16 protein-coding genes are annotated in these 21,023 nt (G+C 47.1%); 6 read left to right on the top strand and 10 right to left on the bottom strand.

Annotated features, from left to right (window positions below; all coding sequences use genetic code 11):
• Window positions 1–137 precede the first annotated feature (137 nt).
• The 5 genes from DYH48_RS18470 to DYH48_RS18490 all read right to left on the bottom strand — a co-directional run bounded on the left by DYH48_RS18470 (window position 138) and on the right by DYH48_RS18490 (window position 6,401).
• Window positions 138–2,084: a MacB family efflux pump subunit gene (locus DYH48_RS18470; protein ID WP_115335580.1), complete on the bottom strand. Its 1,947-nt coding sequence runs from the start codon at window positions 2,082–2,084 to the stop codon at window positions 138–140.
• A gap of 6 nt (window positions 2,085–2,090) precedes the next feature.
• Window positions 2,091–3,311: an efflux RND transporter periplasmic adaptor subunit gene (locus tag DYH48_RS18475; protein WP_012196628.1), complete on the bottom strand. Its 1,221-nt coding sequence runs from the start codon at window positions 3,309–3,311 to the stop codon at window positions 2,091–2,093.
• A gap of 67 nt (window positions 3,312–3,378) precedes the next feature.
• Window positions 3,379–4,185 (bottom strand): YbhB/YbcL family Raf kinase inhibitor-like protein, encoded by an 807-nt coding sequence (locus DYH48_RS18480; RefSeq protein WP_012088178.1) that lies wholly within the window; start codon window positions 4,183–4,185, stop codon window positions 3,379–3,381.
• A gap of 86 nt (window positions 4,186–4,271) precedes the next feature.
• Window positions 4,272–5,474 carry an ATP-binding protein gene (locus tag DYH48_RS18485; RefSeq protein ID WP_227257029.1) on the bottom strand — a complete coding sequence of 401 codons (1,203 nt, stop codon included), beginning with the start codon at window positions 5,472–5,474 and terminating at the stop codon, window positions 4,272–4,274.
• A 243-nt stretch (window positions 5,475–5,717) separates the two neighbouring features.
• Window positions 5,718–6,401 carry a response regulator transcription factor gene (locus tag DYH48_RS18490; RefSeq protein WP_012088176.1) on the bottom strand — a complete coding sequence of 228 codons (684 nt, stop codon included), beginning with the start codon at window positions 6,399–6,401 and terminating at the stop codon, window positions 5,718–5,720.
• A gap of 182 nt (window positions 6,402–6,583) precedes the next feature.
• Here DYH48_RS18490 and DYH48_RS18500 point away from each other — a divergent pair, with 182 nt between their 5' ends.
• Window positions 6,584–7,507: an IS5 family transposase gene (locus DYH48_RS18500; RefSeq protein WP_012088175.1), complete on the top strand. Its 924-nt coding sequence runs from the start codon at window positions 6,584–6,586 to the stop codon at window positions 7,505–7,507.
• 207 nt (window positions 7,508–7,714) lie between these two features.
• On the opposite strand, the gene ssb is transcribed toward DYH48_RS18500, so the two are convergent.
• Window positions 7,715–8,419, bottom strand: a complete 705-nt coding sequence (gene ssb, locus DYH48_RS18505; RefSeq protein ID WP_006083192.1) for a single-stranded DNA-binding protein — start codon at window positions 8,417–8,419, stop codon at window positions 7,715–7,717.
• 109 nt (window positions 8,420–8,528) lie between these two features.
• On the bottom strand, window positions 8,529–9,896 hold the full coding sequence (locus DYH48_RS18510) for an MFS transporter (protein ID WP_006083193.1): 1,368 nt from the start codon (window positions 9,894–9,896) through the stop codon (window positions 8,529–8,531).
• Between the two features lie 415 nt (window positions 9,897–10,311).
• On the opposite strand from DYH48_RS18510, the gene uvrA reads away from it, so the two are divergent.
• From uvrA to DYH48_RS18525, 3 genes are all read left to right on the top strand, one after another.
• Window positions 10,312–13,194: an excinuclease ABC subunit UvrA gene (uvrA, locus tag DYH48_RS18515; RefSeq protein ID WP_115335581.1), complete on the top strand. Its 2,883-nt coding sequence runs from the start codon at window positions 10,312–10,314 to the stop codon at window positions 13,192–13,194.
• A 423-nt stretch (window positions 13,195–13,617) separates the two neighbouring features.
• Window positions 13,618–14,814 (top strand): M28 family peptidase, encoded by a 1,197-nt coding sequence (locus DYH48_RS18520; RefSeq protein ID WP_115335582.1) that lies wholly within the window; start codon window positions 13,618–13,620, stop codon window positions 14,812–14,814.
• A gap of 194 nt (window positions 14,815–15,008) precedes the next feature.
• On the top strand, window positions 15,009–16,931 hold the full coding sequence (locus tag DYH48_RS18525; RefSeq protein WP_011847889.1) for a DEAD/DEAH box helicase: 1,923 nt from the start codon (window positions 15,009–15,011) through the stop codon (window positions 16,929–16,931).
• A 145-nt stretch (window positions 16,932–17,076) separates the two neighbouring features.
• Here the strand turns inward: DYH48_RS18525 and DYH48_RS18530 are convergent, their stop codons facing one another.
• Entirely contained in the window at window positions 17,077–17,601 is a 525-nt protein-coding gene (locus DYH48_RS18530) for a type II secretion system protein (protein ID WP_071938669.1), read from the bottom strand.
• A gap of 218 nt (window positions 17,602–17,819) precedes the next feature.
• Between DYH48_RS18530 and DYH48_RS18540 the strand changes: the two genes are divergently transcribed.
• On the top strand, window positions 17,820–18,185 hold the full coding sequence (locus DYH48_RS18540; RefSeq protein ID WP_011847890.1) for a DUF6677 family protein: 366 nt from the start codon (window positions 17,820–17,822) through the stop codon (window positions 18,183–18,185).
• Here DYH48_RS18540 and DYH48_RS18545 read toward each other — a convergent pair.
• Window positions 18,182–18,796: an HAD family hydrolase gene (locus tag DYH48_RS18545; protein ID WP_115335583.1), complete on the bottom strand. Its 615-nt coding sequence runs from the start codon at window positions 18,794–18,796 to the stop codon at window positions 18,182–18,184. The genes DYH48_RS18540 and DYH48_RS18545 overlap by 4 nt on opposite strands.
• A gap of 31 nt (window positions 18,797–18,827) precedes the next feature.
• Complete coding sequence (locus DYH48_RS18550; protein ID WP_115335584.1) at window positions 18,828–19,802, bottom strand: DMT family transporter; 975 nt, start codon at window positions 19,800–19,802, stop codon at window positions 18,828–18,830.
• Between the two features lie 318 nt (window positions 19,803–20,120).
• On the opposite strand from DYH48_RS18550, the gene DYH48_RS18560 reads away from it, so the two are divergent.
• Window positions 20,121–20,924, top strand: coding sequence for a hydratase (locus DYH48_RS18560; RefSeq protein ID WP_115335585.1), 804 nt, complete (start codon window positions 20,121–20,123; stop codon window positions 20,922–20,924).
• Window positions 20,925–21,023: the final 99 nt, after the last annotated feature.

Raw genomic sequence — 21,023 nt, forward strand, 5'->3', positions numbered from 1 at the left:
ATAAGGGGATAGCGGGGTTAAGGTTTAACACCCAAGTATGACACTTTGCGATTAACTCTATTTGATCTTGTAAATATTTTAGACTGTGCGATCCAGTCCTCGAGGTCCCAGTAACAGGGGGACATATTTACTTAGCGTCAGTCTCTTGAGAGTGCATCTACCGGATTCAATTTAGCCGCATTTCGAGCTGGCAGATAACCAAACACAATCCCGATTAACGTCGAACAAGCAAAAGCTGCAACAATTGACGTACTCGAATAGATCATCTGAAAACTGCTGCCTGTGTAGGTAAATATCATGCCGATAAAATAAGCAAGTCCGATCCCCAATGCACCACCACAAAAACACACCAATACTGCTTCAATCAAAAACTGACGCATAATATCGGTTTGTCTAGCGCCAACAGCCATACGAATACCTATTTCGCGCGTTCGCTCTGTTACCGATACCAGCATGATATTCATTACCCCAATCCCACCAACTAACAAAGAGATAAACGCAATAGCTGATATCAGTAGTGTCATGGTTTCAGATGTTTTTTCGATGCTTTTTCGTATCGTATCTGTATTTATAGTGAAAAAATCAACCGTACCATGGCGCATAGTCAATAAGCTGATAATGCCTTGTTCTGCCGCATCGCTAGATACATTCGCATCTATCCTTACGGTAATATCGTTAACATAATTTTGCCTAAAAATACGCCCGGACACCGTGGTGTACGGCAACCAAACATTCAGTTCATCACTATTGTCGGACACACTTTGAATTGGCTTTGTTACGCCAATAATACGAACAGGTAGACGACCGAGAAAAATGACGCTACCCAACGCATTGCCGTCAGGGAAAAGAGTCTGATCGGTATTGGCGTCAATGACGGCAACCTGCTCTAACGTATCAATACTATCATCGGCAAAATATTGTCCTTTGGCCAACGCATAACCACGAACGCGAAAATACTCAGTACCCACGCCTTGAATTGAGCCTGTGACGGTTTCACTTGCATAACGTATGGCAACATTGGTCCTAACGGTTGGGGTTACGCTGTCCACATAGGGCAATATTTTAAGCGCATTTGCATCGTCTGCCGTGAGCGACCTAACCCGTTCAGACCGGCGATCGCCACGCCCTGTGCCTGGTTTTATTTCAATAGTATTAGTGCCCATTGAAGCAATATTGTCCAAAATCGATTGCTGCGAACCTGCACCTAGCGCGACAACAGACACCACTGAAGCAATGCCAATAATAATGCCGAGCATCGTCAGAAACGTACGCAAACGGTGATTGGACATTGCAATTAATGCCATTTTTAACGCTTCAAGATAACGCGACCAGTTTATTTTCTTACTCGTTTTAGAATCTTGTTGGTCTGTGCTTAGCTGGTTTGCTTTTACGGGGATACGCTTTTGTTTATCGGCAATGATTTCTCCATCTTTTAGCTCAATGACGCGATCTGCAAATTCGGCAATATGCGGATCGTGTGTCACCAAAATAATGGTGTGACCGTCGCGATTGAGTTCTTGAATGAGCTTCATCATTTCTTCGCCGCTACTGCTATCAAGCGCGCCGGTTGGCTCATCGGCCAGAATAATATCACCGCCATTGATTAAAGCTCTGGCGACACTGACACGCTGTTGTTGGCCACCACTTAGCTGGCTTGGCTTATGATCTAAACGATCGCTTAATCCCAGACGAGTCAGTAGTTTTTTTGCCTTTTCGTGTCGGGTTTGCGCCCCCTCATTGGCATATAATGCCGGTACTTCTACATTACCCTGCGCAGTTAAATCACCTAAAAGATGATAGCGCTGAAAGATAAACCCAAAGTATTCACGTCGCAGTGCGGCTAGTTCATTGTCATCCATACGGGATGTGTCCTGACCATTAATGAAATAACTACCTGCACTGGGTTTATCCAGACAGCCAAGGATGTTCATTAATGTTGATTTACCCGAACCAGAAGCGCCAATAATGGCAATCAATTCACCACGACAGATTTGCAGATTAATGTTTTTTAGTACCGTCAACTCCTGCTCTCCGGCAATAAAAGAGCGGCTGACATCCACAATATTTAACAGAACTTCTCCCATGGGTTATTACCTCGTTCCTTTACCAAGACCTGGTACACTTTGTCCGAGCATATTGCCCTTAGATAAGCCGGTCATAGAAATCGCATCGTCATTAGCTGAAGTTTGACCAAGCATGATTTGATCACCTTCGTTAAGCCCTGAGAGGATTTGAGCGTAGACTTTATTGTTAATGCCCACTTCAACATCGCGATATTCAATGTGGTTGTCTACTATCACTGGCACTTGATACGAAACACTTGGCCCCGTTTTTGTTATCAATATCTGTGATGGGACAAGCAACGCATCTTGCGCACTGGCTAAAATAATCGATACCTGTGCCGTCATGCCAAAACGCAACTGATTGCCTGGGTTTTCAACATCAAACAGAGCGTTGTAATAAATCGCCTCATCATCGCCAATCAACAACGAACTGTCGTCCCCGCTAAGCAATGTTGGCCCTGGTTCAATGGTGCGTAATACACCCCGGTACTTTTTCGCTGTCGCCCCCAAAATACTGAAATAAACAGCTTGCCCTGCACTCACATTGATAATGTCAGCTTCAGAAACCTGCGCCTTAATCGTCATTAAATCCAATTGCGCTAGCTCAATAATACTGGGGGTACCTTGATTGTTATTAACGGTTTGCCCTTCTTCTACCGACACGTAAATCACTGTGCCATCAATGGGGGAACGAATAGTTGTGTAACCTAAATTGAGCTTGGCGCTATCGACACTGATGATTGCTTTGTCTTTTTCAGCACTGAGTTCATCTAGCTCAGCCAGATAAACCGCCAATATCGATTCTGCCGAGTCAAAGTCTGATACCGACGCAGCGCCATTAACTAGCATCTTTTTATTACGAGCATATTCAGACTGTGCGACTTTTATTTGAGCCTGCTTTGCCCGATATTGCGCATCAATACTTTGCAATGATGCTTGGGCTTCTTTAAGGGCATTTTGTTGAGTTAAGTTATCGATTTGAGCAATCAAGTCGCCCTGTTTTATGTTTTGGCCAACATTCACGTCCATTGTTTCGATTAACCCCGACACTTGAGCGCCGACACTGACTAATTTAGACGGATAAAGCACGCCGTTTGTGAGTACCACTTTTTCAATATTGCCGCGTTGGACCACATCGGTGGTAAAGATAGGTTGATCCTGTTGTACTTGAGTGTACTTGTATCCTACAACAGCAACCGTTGCGCCAAGGATAAGAAGCAGCAAGGTGTTTTTAATGTTCTTTTTCATACGGATCTCTTGATGTCTTTTCGGTGACTGAATTTGCGCCAATTATCTAGTAATAACGGTTTTGCATTTACTTGCGATCAATAACAGCAGAAGTCGTATTCAACGTTGATTTACACAATGGCAATGTTGACAGCGGATCCATGTTGTCATTATGTGGCTGTGCTTGTTCCGGATGAAATTCTTGCGGATGAGCTTGTGGTGAATGAGCCCGTTGCGGCGTTTGACAGTGTCGTTCAAAACTCACCGTCAAAGAGTCCGAGTCTAGTACAAAGTCTTGCATGCTTTGTCGAAGCATTATTGCAGACACAGGGGCTGAAACTGGGGCTGACGGATCTATTTCTAAAGATTTGGATAGTGCATAAAGATGAAAGGTGTAAATTTTGGGGCCGGGCCCTTTGGAACAGGGCGGTGCATACTCATTACGGTCATTCACTGTATTGCTGCCAAACGAGCCTACAGATTGATTTGCTTTACTACCTGAATCAATGCCAGAAGCTTGCGCAGGAATATTATAGACAGTCCAATACCACTTGAGTTCTTCAGGCTGGTTTGGTTTAGGAGCCAGAGAGTCAACTTGAGGTGGGGTGTCGTTTTTATTATCATTCAAGTAAGGCTTTGGTGTGCCCTGTTCATTGTTGGTTGGGTGATGATCAGGCATGTGATCCATTATCATCACCAATGATTGGGTTCCGTCGGGTACTCCTTGCCAGCTTAATGGCGGTGAGATCCCCTCTCCCTCACAGGTAAATTCAGTTGGCAATGTACCATTATCTGTAAATGCAGGGCTGGTGAGTTCAAGCGACGGCTTGGCATAAACGGCCGTTGCGGCTAGCAGCGTCAAAGATAAAATGGAGCCAATAATGTGGGTTTTCATGGCCTAACCTCCATAGCAATTAAGTTAACGATTAATGAGTTAACTTAATTGTATCGATTAGGCTTCGCTGATGGATGACAATGTTGTCATTTAACGATGGGTAACAACAGCCGCATAGTCACAACCTCACTCTCGCTGGGCTCAAGTGAAAGATCGCCACCGTGTGCGCGAGCAATTTCTCTGGCTAAACTTAACCCTAAACCACTGCCGGATATCCCTTGGGTATAAGCGGGTTCTCCGCGGTAAAAACGATTAAACAGTTTGACCCTAACGTCGTTTAATATCGGAAGGCAAAAATTGCTAATCACCACCTCTATAACAGACTCGTTTTGGCGGGTGTGAATAGTCACAACTTTGTGAGTAAGGCTATAACGCATTACGTTTACGAGCAGATTATTTAACAGCTGCTTCAACAACACAATATCGCCTTTAGTGATTAAATCTTTCTCAATCTCACAATCAAGCTCCAGTTCATCCGACAACAAGGTCATATCGGCAATCAACTCATCGACTAATTCAGTAATGTTTATCGGCTCAAAATGCAACGCCATAGAGCCAGAATCCGCCTGTGATAGCAGCAACAATTTACGGGTCATGGCTGACAAATGCCCCACTTCATCAAGAATGGCATTGAGATCTAATTGCGATGGGTTTTCAGACAATACAGCTTGTTCAAGCTTGCCTCTTAGCACTGTGAGTGGTGTTTTTAGCTCATGAGCTGCATCCGCAGTAAAACGAGAAACTTGTCGAAAACTGTCCTCTAAGCGATCGAGCATCGTATTGTATGCATCAATCAACATTTTGAACTCTTTGTCTTCTTTATGCTCAGGTAAACGGTGACTAAGATCTTTTTGGGTCACCTTATCCATTGCTTTATGTAATCTATTTATTGGTCTAATCGTATTGGTCGCGATAAACCATGCCCCTAGAATACTGAGCAGTAGAGAAAAAGGAATAACCACAATCAGCGCTGCCTGCAAGGTGCTCGTTAACTGGCTAGTGGTAGCAGCAACATCCACAGCGATAAAGCTTTGTTGGTTTGATGCTTGAAATAAACTGGCTCGCCATTGGTTTTGCTGATGTTCAAAAAAGGCAAATTGACAAACAGCGTTGGCTTTATTGTTATCGGTTAACGCTAGTGGCTCAGCGCTCACCCAATGTAAGCGACTTATAACATCTTGTACGTCTCCCCCCGTTGGCGCGGTTATGAACCCTTGCTCCACAGAGCCTACTGAGATCATTAATTGGTTAGGTGAACTAACTCGCAACTTGTCCGTTAAATCAGTCATTAACCGGCTACCAGAAAGCGAAGTATCGCGTAAATTACTTATATTGTCAGCGGAGTTATTTACATCAAGCAATGTACGTTTGGGTATTAAGCGTTTTGCTTCCATACAAAGGCGAGAATCAAGGTTAGTCAATTCTACGGTCATAATACGCGACCAACTTAAGCTAATAACCAACGTAAGCACAGCTGTCACGGTTAAAATAGATATGGCAAAAATACGAGTTCGAAAATACATATTAAAACCTTATCGAATGCTCAGGCGATAACCTGTGCCGCGGATCGACTCAATGGCGCCGACCATTTTTCCGGCCTTCTCTAATGAAGCCATTTTACTGCGGATGCGTTTAATGCACACATCAACAACATTGGTACAAGGATCAAAGTCGTATCCCCAAACATGCTCCAACAACTGCCCCCGGGTTAATACTTGGTTAGGTGAACGCATTAAGTGTTCAAGCAAGCTAAATTCTCGGCTAGTGAGTTCGACTGATTGACCCTGACAATTAATGCTTCGATTAATACAATCAAGTTGCAACGCGCCTACCTCAACGACATGCTGTTGTGTGCCGCCATGCCGTCGAAGCAAGGCTTGAATCCGAGCATGCAACTCTTCAACATAAAACGGTTTTGCTAAGTAATCATCAGCGCCCATGTCTAACCCTTGAACGCGATCACCCAATTCATTACGTGCCGTAAGCAGAATAATGGGCGTATCGACACCTTGTTGACGCAGCGAACGAAGAATATCCAAACCATCTCTGCCCGGTAGCATAATGTCGAGAATAATCACATCATGAGTATTATTACTTGCCGCCTGATAACCTTGATTGCCATCGGCACAATGAGTGACGTTGAAATGTTTGGCACGCAAACCTTCACAGATAAAATCTGCAATTTTTTGTTCATCTTCGACAAGCAATACGTTCATTGAGTTTTATCCTTGGGAAACACTTAAAAGTATCTCACCTGACGCACCGTACCCACAACCTATATGACAACATTGTCATTTAAGAAATTAAGACTTGTCATAGGCCTTGTTTCCTAAATAGGTTGAACTAAAACCGTAGCCGCAGATCTGATCGGCATCGCCTATCAACTTACCCATCAACCGTGTCAAAACCTCACTATAAAACAACCAACTGGAAGCAATACAACCAAGCCTTAATCAACCGCGGTTCACTTACCTTCTGGATTGATGAGGATGCAATTGCTAAGTGGAAAGCCAAAGTCGAGCAGCCCAAGAAAGGTCGCCCTCGAGTGTTTAGCGACTTGGCCATTACCACTGCGTTGATGGTCAAGCGTATTTTCTCTATGCCACTGCGAGCCTTACAAGGCTTCATCAATTCAGTGTTTAAACTGGGTGACATCCCATTATCTTGCCCGCATTACACCTGCATCAGTAAACGCGCGAAAACGGTCAATATTGCTTTTAAAACCAAGACTCGCGGCGCCATTAAGCACTTAGCTATCGACTCAACAGGCTTGAAGGTCTATGGCGAAGGTGAGTGGAAAGTGAAGAAACATGGTACAGATGGAAAGCGCCGAGTGTGGCGTAAACTGCATATTGCCGTAGATACACATAGCCATGAAATTATTGCCGCAGAACTCAGTTTATCAGGTGTCACAGACGCTGAAGTGATGCCCAATTTACTTAAGCAAACCCATCGAAAAATCCGTAATATCTCGGGTGATGGTGCTTACGACACGAAAGCCTGTCACGAAGCCGTTCGTCGAAAACGCGCTTTAGTGCTCATTCCACCTAGGGAAGGTGCTGCGCTATGGGAACAAGGGCATCCACGAAACTTAGCCGTCAGTTGGCAACAGCTTCATGGCTCAAATAAGCAGTGGAAAAAACGGTATGGTTATCATCGCCGTTCAATCTCAGAAACCGCCATGTACAGGGTAAAACAACTGCTAGGAGGCACGTTGAGCATGCGGAATTATAACGCTCAGGTGGGAGAAACTTACGCGATGATTAGGGCTTTGAACAAGCTTACTGGGCTAGGTATGCCTGAAACCCACTATGTAGCTTGATATTTGAACAATGATGAGAGTTTTGTTCGCTGACTCGATTTAGGAAACAAAGCCATTTTCGACATATGATGCACCTATTATCTACACATATTTATGTATAATTCCTAGGCTAATTTTTTGTCAACACATTTTAATGATAAAAACAAAAAAGGCCTGTATAAACAGACCTCTTCTAGCTTTAATCAACATTTACTATTTATGTATTCCTCAGAACGGAATATCGTCATCCCAGCCATCATCCAAATCTGGAGTGAAGTTTTGCTGTGGTTGTGGTGCTGGACGTTGTGCCGGTGCTGCTGGCGCTTGGTAAGCAGGCGCTGGAGCGGCTTGTGGCTTAGGCGCATAACCACCTTGTTGTGGTTGAGCTTGTTGCTGTCCATATTGCTGCTGAGCAGGTGCTGGCGCAGCATATTGTTGCTGAGCTGGCGCTTGGTAAGCAGGTGCAGCTTGAGGCGCTGGCGCATATTGATTTTGCGCTGGTGCCGCTTGTTGTGGTGCAGATTGGTAACCTGCGTTTTGTGGCATGCCGCCGCCCATTGGCGCGCCTTGTGCTTGGCCACCTTGACCACGGCTACCTAGCATTTGCATGCTACCGCTTTGGTCGATAACCACTTCAGTGCTGTAACGGTCTTGACCGCTTTGGTCTTTCCACTTACGGGTTTGCAGTTTACCTTCAAGGTAAACCTGTGAACCTTTACGCAGGTATTCACCTGTAATTTCAGCTAATTTGCCGAACAGAACCACACGGTGCCATTCAGTACGCTCTTGCTGTTGACCTTGTTGGTCTTTCCACGATTCGCTGGTCGCAACTGTGATGTTAGCGACTGCATTACCGTTTGGCATATAACGCACTTCTGGATCTTGTCCCAAATTGCCAACCAAAATTACCTTGTTAACACCACGACTGGCCATTGAAATCTCCTGCGATTCTTTAAATAATCTATTAATTCAGTATGTTGTTTATCTGTGTCGCCATAGAGGAAAATCAGCTTCCCCAAATACCACACGGCGGACCCAGATATTATTGAGCAGAGCCTAACACAGCTCGTGCTTCTCTTAAATCGAAATGCTCATCAACCTTTAAGTAAGCCACTTTCTCGTCCAACACGACGATCGCTTCGACGACGCCCATCAGCTGTGATAACTGAGCCGCCATATCCCGCGCTTGTGCCTTGTCTTTGACTTCGGCTTCTAAGGTGTAACTCTTTAACAGCACGGGATTTTCCATGCCCAATGTCAGGAATAACCAAATAGACATTAAGATCACAGCAACAATAAACACCCCGACCGCGCCCACTAATTGGAAGGCGCCACCGCCCAGCATACCACCACAAAAGGCCCCTAAAAACTGGCTAGTGGAATACACGCCCATGGCCGAACCTTTTTCACCGACGGGGCAAAATTTGGCAATCAAACTGGGCAATGAGGCTTCTAAATAGTTAAAGCCAGTGAAAAACAGCACCACGGCAAAGCTCAACACCCATAAGTTGTTAGAGAATAAAGCCATCGCCAGCAGCGCCACTATCATGATCACTAAGGCGATTTGGAACATAGCTTTAGTATTCTTACGTTTAACCCCAATGATGATTAACGGCACCATCAGGAAAAACGCGCCCACAAAAGCGGGGAAATACAGCATCCAGTGTTTTTCTTTCACGAGCCCCGCATCCACCAGATCCAGCGGCAAGGCCACGAATACTGCAGTTAACACTAAATGCAGAATAAAAATCCCCGCATCGAGTCTAAACAACTGGGGATCGGTCAACATACGCTTGAGTCTGGCAGGCGTGGCTAACGTGTCACCCTTAGGCGCGTGGGAAATCGGATTCGGTACTAAAAATTGCACGATCAACATGCCCGTCACAGCGAGAATCGCCGTGAGGAAAAATAGGCCTGATAAGCCCACATGTTGTGCCACAATCGGGCCGACCAGTAAGGACAGCGCAAAAGAGCCGCCGATACACATGCCGATAATCGCCATGACCTTAGTACGCTGTTCATCGCGGGTTAAATCCGCTGCCAGCGCCAACACGGCTGCGGCAATCGCGCCCATGCCCTGCACTGCGCGACCAAACACCACGCCGTAAATCGAATCAGCGTTGGCGGCAATCAAGCTACCAATGGCAAACAGCACCAGACCGATAAGAATAATCGGCTTGCGACCATATTTGTCAGATAAAATCCCCATGGGGATTTGCAGCACAGCTTGAGTCAGACCGTAGGCGCCGATAGCAATACCGACCCACAGCGGCGAGAAGCCTTCGAGGTGCTGACCATAAAGTGCAAAGACGGGCATGATCATAAACAAGCCCATCATGCGTAAACCAAATACACTGGCTAAAGAAAACGCGACTTTTTTCTCAGTACCCGAAAGTCCGTTGTTACCCATGATTTTGCCCTGGATTGAAGTCTTTTAAGGGGCGCATGTTACCACACCCAAAAGGATTTGCTCAAAAGGAAATAGTGGCCTAAACCACTGCCTGTACAGTTAACTTTTATCCCGATTATCACGGACCTATATTGACCGTGCTCGGGTTAACATGTTTATTTTTCTGCCCTATTTAACGCTCAGGCACAGGGAAACGAGTCTAACATAGTGTTCACATTTGTCCTGTGAGTCAGTACGCAACAACCGCATTAATCTTAGTTAATCCACTCGGTACATAACTGCCACTGTCAGCAAGGTGATTAAAAGCCAGTGCCAGCCCTAGGATTGGTGCCGATCACAGAATCAACTAAACTCAGCCGCGGAACTGTGCGATACTTATGCTCATTTTTTTAAGCATATGGCATTAGAGCGATAGATGGATAAGATTGAAATACGCGGCGCACGCACCCACAATCTCAAGAATATCAACCTGACTATCCCAAGGGATAAACTGATTGTCATCACGGGCTTATCGGGATCTGGCAAATCCTCCCTTGCTTTCGATACTTTATATGCCGAGGGCCAGCGACGTTACGTCGAGTCCCTGTCAGCCTATGCTCGCCAATTTTTGAGTTTGATGGAAAAGCCCGATGTGGACCATATCGAAGGCTTAAGCCCAGCGATATCCATAGAGCAAAAATCCACCTCCCATAACCCACGTTCAACTGTGGGCACAATTACCGAAATTTACGATTACCTGCGTTTGATGTTTGCCCGCGTGGGTGAGCCGCGTTGTCCGACACACAATCAACCCTTGGCGGCGCAAACCGTCAGCCAAATGGTAGATAAAGTGTTAGAAATGCCCCAAGACAGCCGCTTGATGCTACTCGCGCCTGTGGTCAACGCCCGTAAGGGTGAACACGTTAAATTGCTCGAAGGTCTATCGGCGCAGGGTTATATCCGTGCGCGTATCGACGGTGAAGTGTGTGATTTAACCGATCCGCCAACCTTAGACTTACACGTTAAGCACACGATTGAAGTGGTCGTCGACCGTTTTAAAGTGCGTGACGATATCAAGCAACGCTTAGCGGAATCCTTTGAAACCGCACTAGAACTCTCCGGCGGCATCGCGACCGTTGCCACCATGGATGACGACACAGGTACTGGTAAAGCAAAAGGCGAAGAGCTGATCTTCTCGGCCAACTTCGCCTGCCCGCACTGCGGATATTCGATGGCGGAATTAGAGCCAAGGATCTTCTCCTTTAACAATCCAGCCGGCGCGTGCCAAACCTGTGATGGTTTAGGAGTACAACAATTTTTCGATCCTGAGCGCGTGATCAGCAACACTGAGCTTTCACTGGCTGGCGGCGCGATTCGCGGCTGGGATAGACGCAACTTCTACTATTTCCAAATGCTCAGCTCACTCGCCGAACACTATAAGTTCGACGTCGAAGTGCCCTATGAGCAGCTCAGCGAAAAAGTCCGCAAAATCGTCCTGTACGGTTCAGGCAAAGATAGCATTGCCTTTAAGTACATCAACGATCGCGGCGATGTGGTGGTGCGTAATCACCCCTTCGAAGGCATTCTCAACAACATGGACAGGCGCTATCGCGAAACCGAAAGCAACTCGGTACGTGACGAATTAGCCAAGTTTATCAATACCCAAGCCTGCCAAAGCTGTGGTGGTTCGCGTCTACGCGAAGAAGCCCGTAACGTGTTTTTAGGCGATATCAATCTGCCGCAACTCACCACTTGGTCGATTGGCGAAGCCTTAGATTACTTCGAGAAAGTCGAGTTTAGCGGCCAAAAAGCGCAGATCGCCGAGAAGATTTTAAAAGAAATCCGCGATCGCTTAGGTTTCCTCGTGAACGTGGGCCTCAATTATTTGAGCCTATCACGCTCGGCGGAAACCCTCTCGGGCGGTGAAGCCCAACGGATTCGACTCGCCAGCCAAATTGGTGCCGGACTTGTCGGCGTGATGTATGTGCTCGACGAACCTTCAATCGGCCTGCATCAAAGGGATAACGAACGTCTACTGCAAACCCTGATCCACCTGCGGGATTTGGGCAACACAGTAATTGTGGTTGAGCACGATGAAGATGCGATCCGCATGGCGGATCACGTGATCGACATCGGCCCTGGCGCTGGCGTACACGGCGGCGAAGTGATTTGCGACGGCCCGATTGAGAAAATCATCGCCTGTGAAGAGTCAGTTACCGGACAATATATTTCCGGTAAGCGCTGCATTCATATCGATACGCCGCGTATTCCCTTCGACAAAACTCAAGTGATTGAGTTATTTGGCGCGCGCGGCAACAACCTGCGCAATGTGGATTTAACCATACCGATTGGCCTCTTCACTTGTGTGACGGGCGTATCGGGTTCAGGTAAATCAACCTTAATCAACGATACCTTCTTCAAGATCGCCCATAGAATGCTCAACGGCGCGACTGTGGATGAGCCATCACCCTATGATCGTATCGAAGGGATGGAGCTGTGCGACAAAGTAGTCGATATCGACCAAAGCCCGATTGGCCGTACGCCACGCTCTAACCCTGCCACTTATACTGGCATCTTCACTCCAATTCGCGAGATTTTTGCTGGAACCCAAGAGTCACGTACTCGCGGTTATCAAGTCGGCCGCTTCTCCTTTAACGTTAAAGGTGGCCGCTGTGAGGCTTGCCAAGGCGACGGCTTGATCAAGGTCGAAATGCACTTCCTACCCGATGTGTATGTGCCCTGCGATTCCTGTAAAGGTAAGCGCTACAACCGCGAAACCTTAGAAGTACGCTATAAAGGCAAGAATATTCACGAAGTACTGCAGATGACAGTGGAAGATGCGCGCACTTTCTTCGATGCCGTACCTGCCATTGCCCGTAAGCTGCAAACTTTGATGGATGTAGGTTTGTCCTATGTGCGCCTCGGCCAAAGTGCGACCACACTTTCGGGCGGCGAAGCCCAAAGGGTGAAACTTGCCAAAGAGCTGTCTAAGCGTGACACGGGCCAAACCTTGTATATCTTGGATGAACCGACCACGGGCTTACACTTTGCCGATATCCAATTGCTGCTCGATGTATTGCATCGTCTTAAATCCCACGGCAACACCATTGTGGTGATTGAGCATAATCTGGACGTGATAAAAACGGCTGACTGGATTATCGATTTAGGTCCAGAAGGCGGCGGTGGCGGCGGTATGATTTTAGCCACAGGCACGCCGGAAGAAGTCGCCGAGCATCCAATCTCCCACACAGCACGCTTCTTAAAGCCACTGCTAAAACGGGATATTGAAATGGCGAAGGCCAATAAAGCCAAGGCATAAGTTTCGAGCCCTTGGTCTGAGTACAGTAGAAGCGCAGTCGCATAAGCACTGCGCTTCTTTTTTTAGTTCAGCATGTTAAGTGCATAGTGCTAATTCTAGTGCTCGTTTTAAGCTCCAATGCTAACGATTCTGTATTCCAATAGGTTTAAGCTTCTATATAAGCTGCGATATAAGACAAGCTGGCGAATAAAGCCTAAGTTTGCAACATCTAGCCACTCTCTGTAATGGCACAATCTAAATCAGCCACATCAGCCACAGACATAAGATCAATCGACTCACGCAGCATATCGCCTTGGCTTATATTCATCCCTCGTTGAATACGGCGCTGGTAAAACTCGACTTAGGTTGAATTCGGATCGGCTTTAAGCAAAGATGACAGTTATCTTCAGGCGAAGGCATCAGTAATAAGGACAAGGAACATCCATGCGTGATCGTACTCAGCTCCCTGTTACCCGCCGTTTGTTACCGAGCCTGTATCAGTCACTCTGCCTAATCTTAAGCAGCCAAAACCTCAGCGGCATAAATCTAAGCGGTATAAACCTAAGCAGTATAAACCTAGGCCCATCGACCTTATTCCGCCATACACGGCTTAGTCAGCGGCTCGCTAAGTTCCATATCCCACGTCCTATAAAACATCAATCCCAACGATTTGGCATATTCGCACTGGCCTGCTTTATGGCAGTCACTCTTAGTGGCTGTGCTAACTCACTGGAAACCTGTGCGCGCACTGAGCTTAAACTCACTTGGGCCGAGCCCGCAGAATTACAAGCGACAGTGACAATATTAAGCTCGGATGAATTTGAAGGCCGCAAAACCCAAACTCAAGGTGCAGCAAAAAGTCGTGACTATATAAAGCAGCAATTTGAGAGTCTCAATTTACAGCCTTGGGGAGCGGACTTTATCGTGCCCTTTGAATACCAAACCTTCTTCACCCAAGAAACCGGCGCCAATGTGGTCGCCACCGCGATGGCGACAGAGCAGACGAATCGATGGCGCATTATCGTCGCCCACTATGATCACTTAGGCATGAGCGGCAGCAAGATTTACCACGGCGCCGATGATAACGCCTCCGGCGTCGCCGCTATGTTCGCCATTGCCAAACATTGGCAGCAGCAATTTGCCCTGCAACCCCATACCTTGCCTAAGGTGAATCTAATGTTTGTGGCAACCGATGCCGAAGAACCGGGACTCTATGGCAGTATCGCCTTGGTTGAACAACTCAAAACCCGCCTGCCGGAGGCGACATTTGAATTAATGATTAACCTCGATATGGTGAGTCATCCCGGTAGGCCCTATGGAATTTACCTTGAAGGCAGTCGAAACTTCACTCAGTTCAATCAATTTAAACCTCTACTTAATCAACAGAACCGACTGTGCATTAAACTCACGCACCCAAAACCCGTTGGCCGTAGCATACAAAGTACCGACTGGCTGCGGGCATCGGATCATTATCCCTTCCACAAAGCCAATATCCCTTGGCTGTATTTTGGCGTGCCGACCCATCCCCAATATCACACCCCTGAGGATACCGTCGCGACAATCGACATCACTTTTCTGGCGGCCGTGACTGAGTCAGCATTTGAGTTACTTCAATTAAATGCCGAATATTTAAAGAATTAATGGGAAGTGGCGCGTTTCTTGCTCAGTTTTAGCGAAAAAAATGCAGAAAACAGGTTAAATAGCGTGACTCTGATTGGTAAAGTGCCGTCCATGCTGCTATAATCCGTCGTTCGCGGGAAATCGACACGGGGTTGATTTTCTGTCTGTGAAACTTTAGCGCCATTTCGCGCGCGCATCCACAAGGCTACAACCCAATGTCATCCGATGAAAGAACTTTCCGTGAACTCGGCCTATCCGAGAATTTGTTGCGTGCTCTTGACGAGCTAGGTTATGAAAAACCAACGCCAATCCAATCAGCCAGTATCGATCCACTTATGGCTGGCAAAGATATTTTAGGTCAAGCGCAAACAGGTACAGGTAAAACTGGCGCCTTCGCGTTACCACTATTAAACAAAGTTACCAGCCAAACTACACCGCAAATTTTAGTATTAGCACCAACACGTGAATTAGCCGTGCAGGTTGCCGAAGCGTTCAGTAGCTATGCCAAATTTATGAAGAATTTCCACGTTCTTCCTATTTACGGCGGCCAAAGCATGCAACAACAGTTGAATGCCCTGAAACGCGGCCCACAAGTTATCGTTGGTACGCCAGGTCGTGTTATGGACCATATGCGTCGCGGCACCTTGAAACTCGACTCATTACAAGCTTTAGTGCTAGATGAAGCCGATGAAATGTTAAAAATGGGCTTCATCGATGATATCGAATGGATCCTTGAGCACACGCCAAGCGAACGCCAACTGGCGTTATTCTCTGCCACTATGCCAGAGCAAATTAAGCGTGTTGCTAACCAGCACTTACGTAATCCTGTACATGTTCGTATCGAATCAAGCCAAACGACGGTTGAGTCAATCGAACAGCGTTTCGTACAAGTATCACAACACAACAAACTTGAAGCCTTAGTACGTGTATTAGAAGTTGAAAACACTGAAGGTGTAATCATATTCGTGCGTACTCGTAACTCATGTGTTGAGTTAGCTGAGAAGTTAGAAGCCCGCGGTTATGCTTCATCACCACTACACGGTGACATGAACCAGCAAGCCCGTGAGCGTGCAGTTGACCAACTGAAACGTGGCAAGTTAGACATTCTGATCGCGACTGACGTTGCGGCCCGTGGTCTTGACGTTGAGCGTATCGGTCACGTTGTAAACTACGATATTCCGTATGATGCCGAAGCTTATGTACACCGTATTGGCCGTACAGGCCGTGCTGGCCGTACTGGTATGGCGATCCTGTTTGTAACTAGCCGTGAAATGCGCATGCTGCGCACTATCGAGCGTTCAACGAACAGCCGCATTTCACCAATGAAAATCCCAAGCCCAGAGACTGTTGCAGAACGTCGTCTGTCTCGCTTAGGTGAGCAATTGGCTGAAACAATCAACGGCGATTTAGATTTTATGAAAGAAGCTGTTGCTCAATTATGCCAACAGTTAGAAGTCGATACTGATCTGCTAGCCGCTGCATTATTACAGCAAGTTCAGCAAGAACGTCCTTTGCAATTGCCAGCCATTCAAGAACGTGTTCGTGATGAACGCAGTGAGCGCACTGAACGTAGCGACCGCGGAAGTGATCGTAATGACCGTGGTGGTGAGCGTGGTGAACGCAGAAGTCGCGAACCGCGTCCAATGCCAGCAAGCTTAGGCTCAGCTGAAGCGTTGAAAGACAACCCAGATTTGAAAATGTGCCGTTACGTGATCGACGTAGGTCGTGAGAATGGTGTTGGTGTGGGTAACATCGTTGGCGCTATCGCGAACGAAGCTAACATCGACAGCCGTTACATTGGCGCAATCCAACTTTATGATGCAGTGACCACTGTTGACCTGCCAGACGGCATGCCAAAAGACGTGTTACAGCACCTACGTAAAGTACGTGTTTGTGGCAAGCCATTGAACATCCGCGAAGCTGGCGATCAAGTATTTGTTGATTCAGGCCGTAGTGCTCGTTCAGACCGTCCTGCTGGTGACCGTAAACCACGTGGTGATCGTCCAACGGGTGACCGCCCAGCTGGTGACCGTAAGCCACGCGCTGCCTCTACTGGTGACAAGCCATTTGCTGACCGCAAACCACGTGCAGACAAGCCTGCCGGTGAGCGTAAGCCACGTAAACCACGTGAAGACTAATCTAGCTTAAGCTAGAGACTAAAAAAGGAGCCTAGGCTCCTTTTTTGTTGGCTTGAAATCAGTAATCTGTCTCTAACAAAGAGAGCCTACGACCATTCACAACACTAATACAGGCCTCAGATAACGAGTTTGCTAACAGCTAAAACTAGCATCCATCGGTCTCGAATAAAAACGAGTGTCCAGTTGAGGTATGGTGATATTCGGCATAGCACTGGCCGGCAGTTAAATCTCCCGTTCCATAACCCAACCGCGAATAGTCATTATCTTCAAATGCTTGTATATCGCCGTAATCAGCCTGCCTTTTAGTATTATCTTTAGTCTGTTGTTTAGGCACGCCTAAATCCATAAAAGTCTCTAAGAAATACAAATTAGGTGACGTAGATTCACTCTTAGTTTCAGGAAAACCTGCATAGAACTGATAATCACCGTATTGGGTCGCGATAGTAACATCGTCGCCAGTGGTGTTGACGATTTGTGCTTTCATATGCAGCATCTTGGTCATATCTTGCATCTGCCCCAAATACCCTTTTACGGCATTCACTTTGGCATCTCTTTGCAAGTTCATAAATTTAGGCGCGGCGATAACAGCCAAAATGCCTAAAATAATGATCACGACGACCAATTCAATTAAGGTAAACCCTTGAACACGTTTCTTTAAAGAAATCTGCATTTTTATTCCTTTTCCTCCAGAAGCAGCCATGCAAGCAGTGGAAGAATACGCTCTGTGTAGACTGATGTTAATAAATAAACGACAAATAGGCAGCGCAAAGACGCAATATCGACAAAAACAGACTCCTTAACGAGCAGCCATGGCTCAAGATTGACTCTAATGCTTATTCGCTTAACAATGTCATCCAAACGCTAAGCGTTCCCTTTGAGAGTTTCCCCATGAAAAAAGCCCTTACCGCTGGACTATTATCCGCCTTCGTCGCCCCTGGCAGTGGCCATTTTTATCTGCAACATAAACGCAGTGCCCTAGTGTTTTTTGTGCTGGCAATACTGAGTCTCGGTCTGTTGCTGCAACAAGTCATGCAAGTGGCGCAGCTTATCTCGCTGGATATTCAAACTGGCGTTTTGCCGCTGGATATGGGCGTAATTGCGGCCGAAGTGACCAAACAAACCACGGCAACCATTCGGGATGGTGCAGACAAGCTGATGTACGGATTTATCCTCTGCTGGCTGATTGCCTTATTGGATAGTGTACGCTTGGGACTGAAGCAAGATAAGCAAGATGCAGCCCCAAACAATGCCTAGTCACCCACTGTCCACGCTTCGATAAAGCTATGGTAGCAAGCCACAAGCATGTCGGCGTCGTGGGCATAATCAGGAATAATTTCAGGGCAATATAATGCGCAGCGGCTACCCGCATTACGCGCGGTTTGCAGATCAAACAAATAATCGCCCACATATAAGATATCTGCAGGGGCGAGTTGCCACTGCTGGCAAATAAGATGAATACCTTCAGGATGCGGCTTAGGCTGCGCGTCGTAACGCGTTAATACTAGTTCGATATCGATACCGAGCTTATCGATAGTGATTTGCGCCGCTTCCGGCATATTGCGGGTCAAAATAGCCAAGGGCAGCGACTTAGCCCGTAGGCATTCGATAAGCTCACGCGCGCCATCAATCCAACTGGCCTTAAGTGAGCTTTGTCTCTCGTACTCATGGACGATTTCTAGCGCCTGAGCCTGTGCTTCACCCGCACTCAGGCTATCGACATGGGCCAAGATATCCGTGCCAGAATGAATCCCCAACTCACGCCGCAGACCAGCAAAATCCGGATTAGAATGCGCTAAGGTGCCGTCGAGATCGAAGATGACCCCACGGATATCCTTAAGTTTTAAATCGCTGAGTCTAGTGATCACTGGCCTTTCCCATTAGGTGAAAATGTACGCCTTAGACAATCTGCAAACGCTTCGCCTGACGATTACGATACAGAGGCAGTAATTGTACCACCATCACAGACACAATAATGACGCCAATCCCCAGCAGAGATAATCCATCTAATTCATCGGCATGGAAGACTTCTGGCCACCAGCCAATGCTCACTACCAAAGCAGTGGCGCTAAAGCTAAATACTGGCGTTAGGGCCAACATGGCGCTCACCTGTGCCGTCGGCCAGTACTTCATCGACTGCCCAAAACAGCCATAGGCGATCAAGGTATTGGCAGCGCAAAACAGCGCAATCTGCCACTCGAAGCTGTCCATACTGGCAAACTGACTAAAGTCGCTAAAGGGAGCCATTACGAAAATACCTAAGCCATAGATCACTAAAAGCACGTTCGCGGGCGATAAACGATTCAATAATGATTTTTGCAACAAGGCATAGCTAGTCCACGACAACGCCGAGAACTGAATAATCATTACCCCAATCCAAACCTGATGATTATTGGCGCCAGATAAATCCAAATACGGATGGAAAAACATCAACATGCCTAAGGCCAGTGTCGCAAAACAACTGAGCTGCACCGCATTCAGCCGTTCCTTAAAAAACAGCACGCCACCGAAGGCGAGGAAAAAGGGCGAAGTCTGGAAATTCAACTGGGCAGCGCCCGGCGCGAGATAATCGAGAGAATAAACAAAAGACACATAATTGAGCATCAAAAACACGCCCGCAAGCACTAACCTTAACCAGACTTTGGCATTGAGCGCCGCAAATTGCTTAAGGCTGCCCGCGCTCCATTGGATCAGTATGCTGACCACAAGCGCGACCAAAAAACGAAACCAAGTCAAAGTGACAGGATCGATAAAAGCCCCCGAAAGCTTCAAGGCTATGGGTAACATACCCCAAAATACAATCGCAACTGAGATGAAGATCAGCCCGAGTTGAGCATGATTATTTGCCTGAGGGGCGTTATGGCTAAGGTTCACGGAGATGTCCAGTAGAGACCGCAAATGGAGCGTCATTCTGGCACTGAGTCAGCACAATATCTAGCAGCACATAATGGAAACATTCGCGTTAGCATGGATACTTTAGCTGACACTTATGTGGGGCAAGTATCAGCATCTTACGATGATTGGAATATTAGCCGCACTCTTGATTCACTTGCAGCAGATTTACCCCGAAAGCCAACATTGGCATTTCCAGCGATGGCAATAACCGAGTATATTTGGCCGATAAAATGGCTTCTCTGCCACACTGTTTCTACGCCACGTCTTTCTAGGCTCACTCTTTAAATAGGAAAGTTAATGTCATCTACCGCCACGCTCGAACCAGTTCAAATGCAGATTCATGCCGCAGCGAAGGAACTCGCCGAGCGCCGCGCCGCAGGCACCTGCGGCGATTTACTGATCCCAGAGCTGAGGCCAACGAGCTTCGAACAGGCCTTCGCCATTCAGCAAACCGTGGCTGCAATCTATAAGGCTAACAATAATCCTATCGCGGCGTGGAAATGCCTATTACCCTCGGCGGAAAAAACCGTCGTAGCGCCTATTTATCAAAATGATGTGTATCAGCAATCGGCCACTTGCCCGCTCTATCCATCGACTAAAGGACTGGCCCGCGTCGAACCTGAACTCGCCTTCGAGATTGCTCGCGATTTACCGCCAAGAACCACGCCTTACACAGAGGCTGAAATCGACGCGGCCTTAGGCCACACTCGCTTAGCCTTGGAATTGATCAAAAGCCGCTACCATACGCCCAGTGAAGCGACGCATTTCGATGCCCTCGCCGATGGCTTAGTCAATCAAGGATTATGGTTAGGGCCAGTGCTAAATCCGCTAGCCGGTTTAGAGACCAGCCATTTCGAACTCAGCGTTAACATTCACAATGCCGAAACACTGCAAAAATCTGCCATTCATCCTAATGGTTTCCCTAAAGCGGGACTCTACTGGTTAGTGAACTTTTTATCCGCCCAAGGCATTAGCTTAACTCAAGGGCAATATGTGATCACAGGCTCCTACGCTGGCGTCCTCGATCTGCCATTGGCGCAGGTTTGTGACTTTGAATACGGCGCACTCGGGCAATTTGCCGTGACTTTCACTGCGAAGTGATGGTGGCGAGTAAAAGCACTTGCGGCTAATAAAGCGACAAAGCACTGATAAATAAGCGAACTCGGTTTCAACTGGGCTCGCTTATTTTTAATCTCAACT

It is taken from the genome of Shewanella baltica (assembly GCF_900456975.1).
Taxonomy (GTDB): Bacteria; Pseudomonadota; Gammaproteobacteria; order Enterobacterales; family Shewanellaceae; genus Shewanella; species Shewanella baltica.

Excerpts from the sequence above, each read along its gene's own strand:
- DYH48_RS18470 (WP_115335580.1), bottom strand. The coding sequence starts at position 2,084 with ATGGGAGAAGTTCTGTTAAATATTGTGGATGTCAGCCGCTCTTTTATT.
- DYH48_RS18475 (WP_012196628.1), bottom strand. The coding sequence starts at position 3,311 with ATGAAAAAGAACATTAAAAACACCTTGCTGCTTCTTATCCTTGGCGCA.
- DYH48_RS18480 (WP_012088178.1), bottom strand. The coding sequence starts at position 4,185 with ATGAAAACCCACATTATTGGCTCCATTTTATCTTTGACGCTGCTAGCC.
- DYH48_RS18485 (WP_227257029.1), bottom strand. The coding sequence starts at position 5,474 with ATGACTGATTTAACGGACAAGTTGCGAGTTAGTTCACCTAACCAATTA.
- DYH48_RS18490 (WP_012088176.1), bottom strand. The coding sequence starts at position 6,401 with ATGAACGTATTGCTTGTCGAAGATGAACAAAAAATTGCAGATTTTATC.
- ssb (WP_006083192.1), bottom strand. The coding sequence starts at position 8,419 with ATGGCCAGTCGTGGTGTTAACAAGGTAATTTTGGTTGGCAATTTGGGA.
- DYH48_RS18510 (WP_006083193.1), bottom strand. The coding sequence starts at position 9,896 with ATGGGTAACAACGGACTTTCGGGTACTGAGAAAAAAGTCGCGTTTTCT.
- uvrA (WP_115335581.1), top strand. The coding sequence starts at position 10,312 with ATGGATAAGATTGAAATACGCGGCGCACGCACCCACAATCTCAAGAAT.
- DYH48_RS18520 (WP_115335582.1), top strand. The coding sequence starts at position 13,618 with ATGCGTGATCGTACTCAGCTCCCTGTTACCCGCCGTTTGTTACCGAGC.
- DYH48_RS18525 (WP_011847889.1), top strand. The coding sequence starts at position 15,009 with ATGTCATCCGATGAAAGAACTTTCCGTGAACTCGGCCTATCCGAGAAT.
- DYH48_RS18530 (WP_071938669.1), bottom strand. The coding sequence starts at position 17,601 with ATGCAGATTTCTTTAAAGAAACGTGTTCAAGGGTTTACCTTAATTGAA.
- DYH48_RS18540 (WP_011847890.1), top strand. The coding sequence starts at position 17,820 with ATGAAAAAAGCCCTTACCGCTGGACTATTATCCGCCTTCGTCGCCCCT.
- DYH48_RS18560 (WP_115335585.1), top strand. The coding sequence starts at position 20,121 with ATGTCATCTACCGCCACGCTCGAACCAGTTCAAATGCAGATTCATGCC.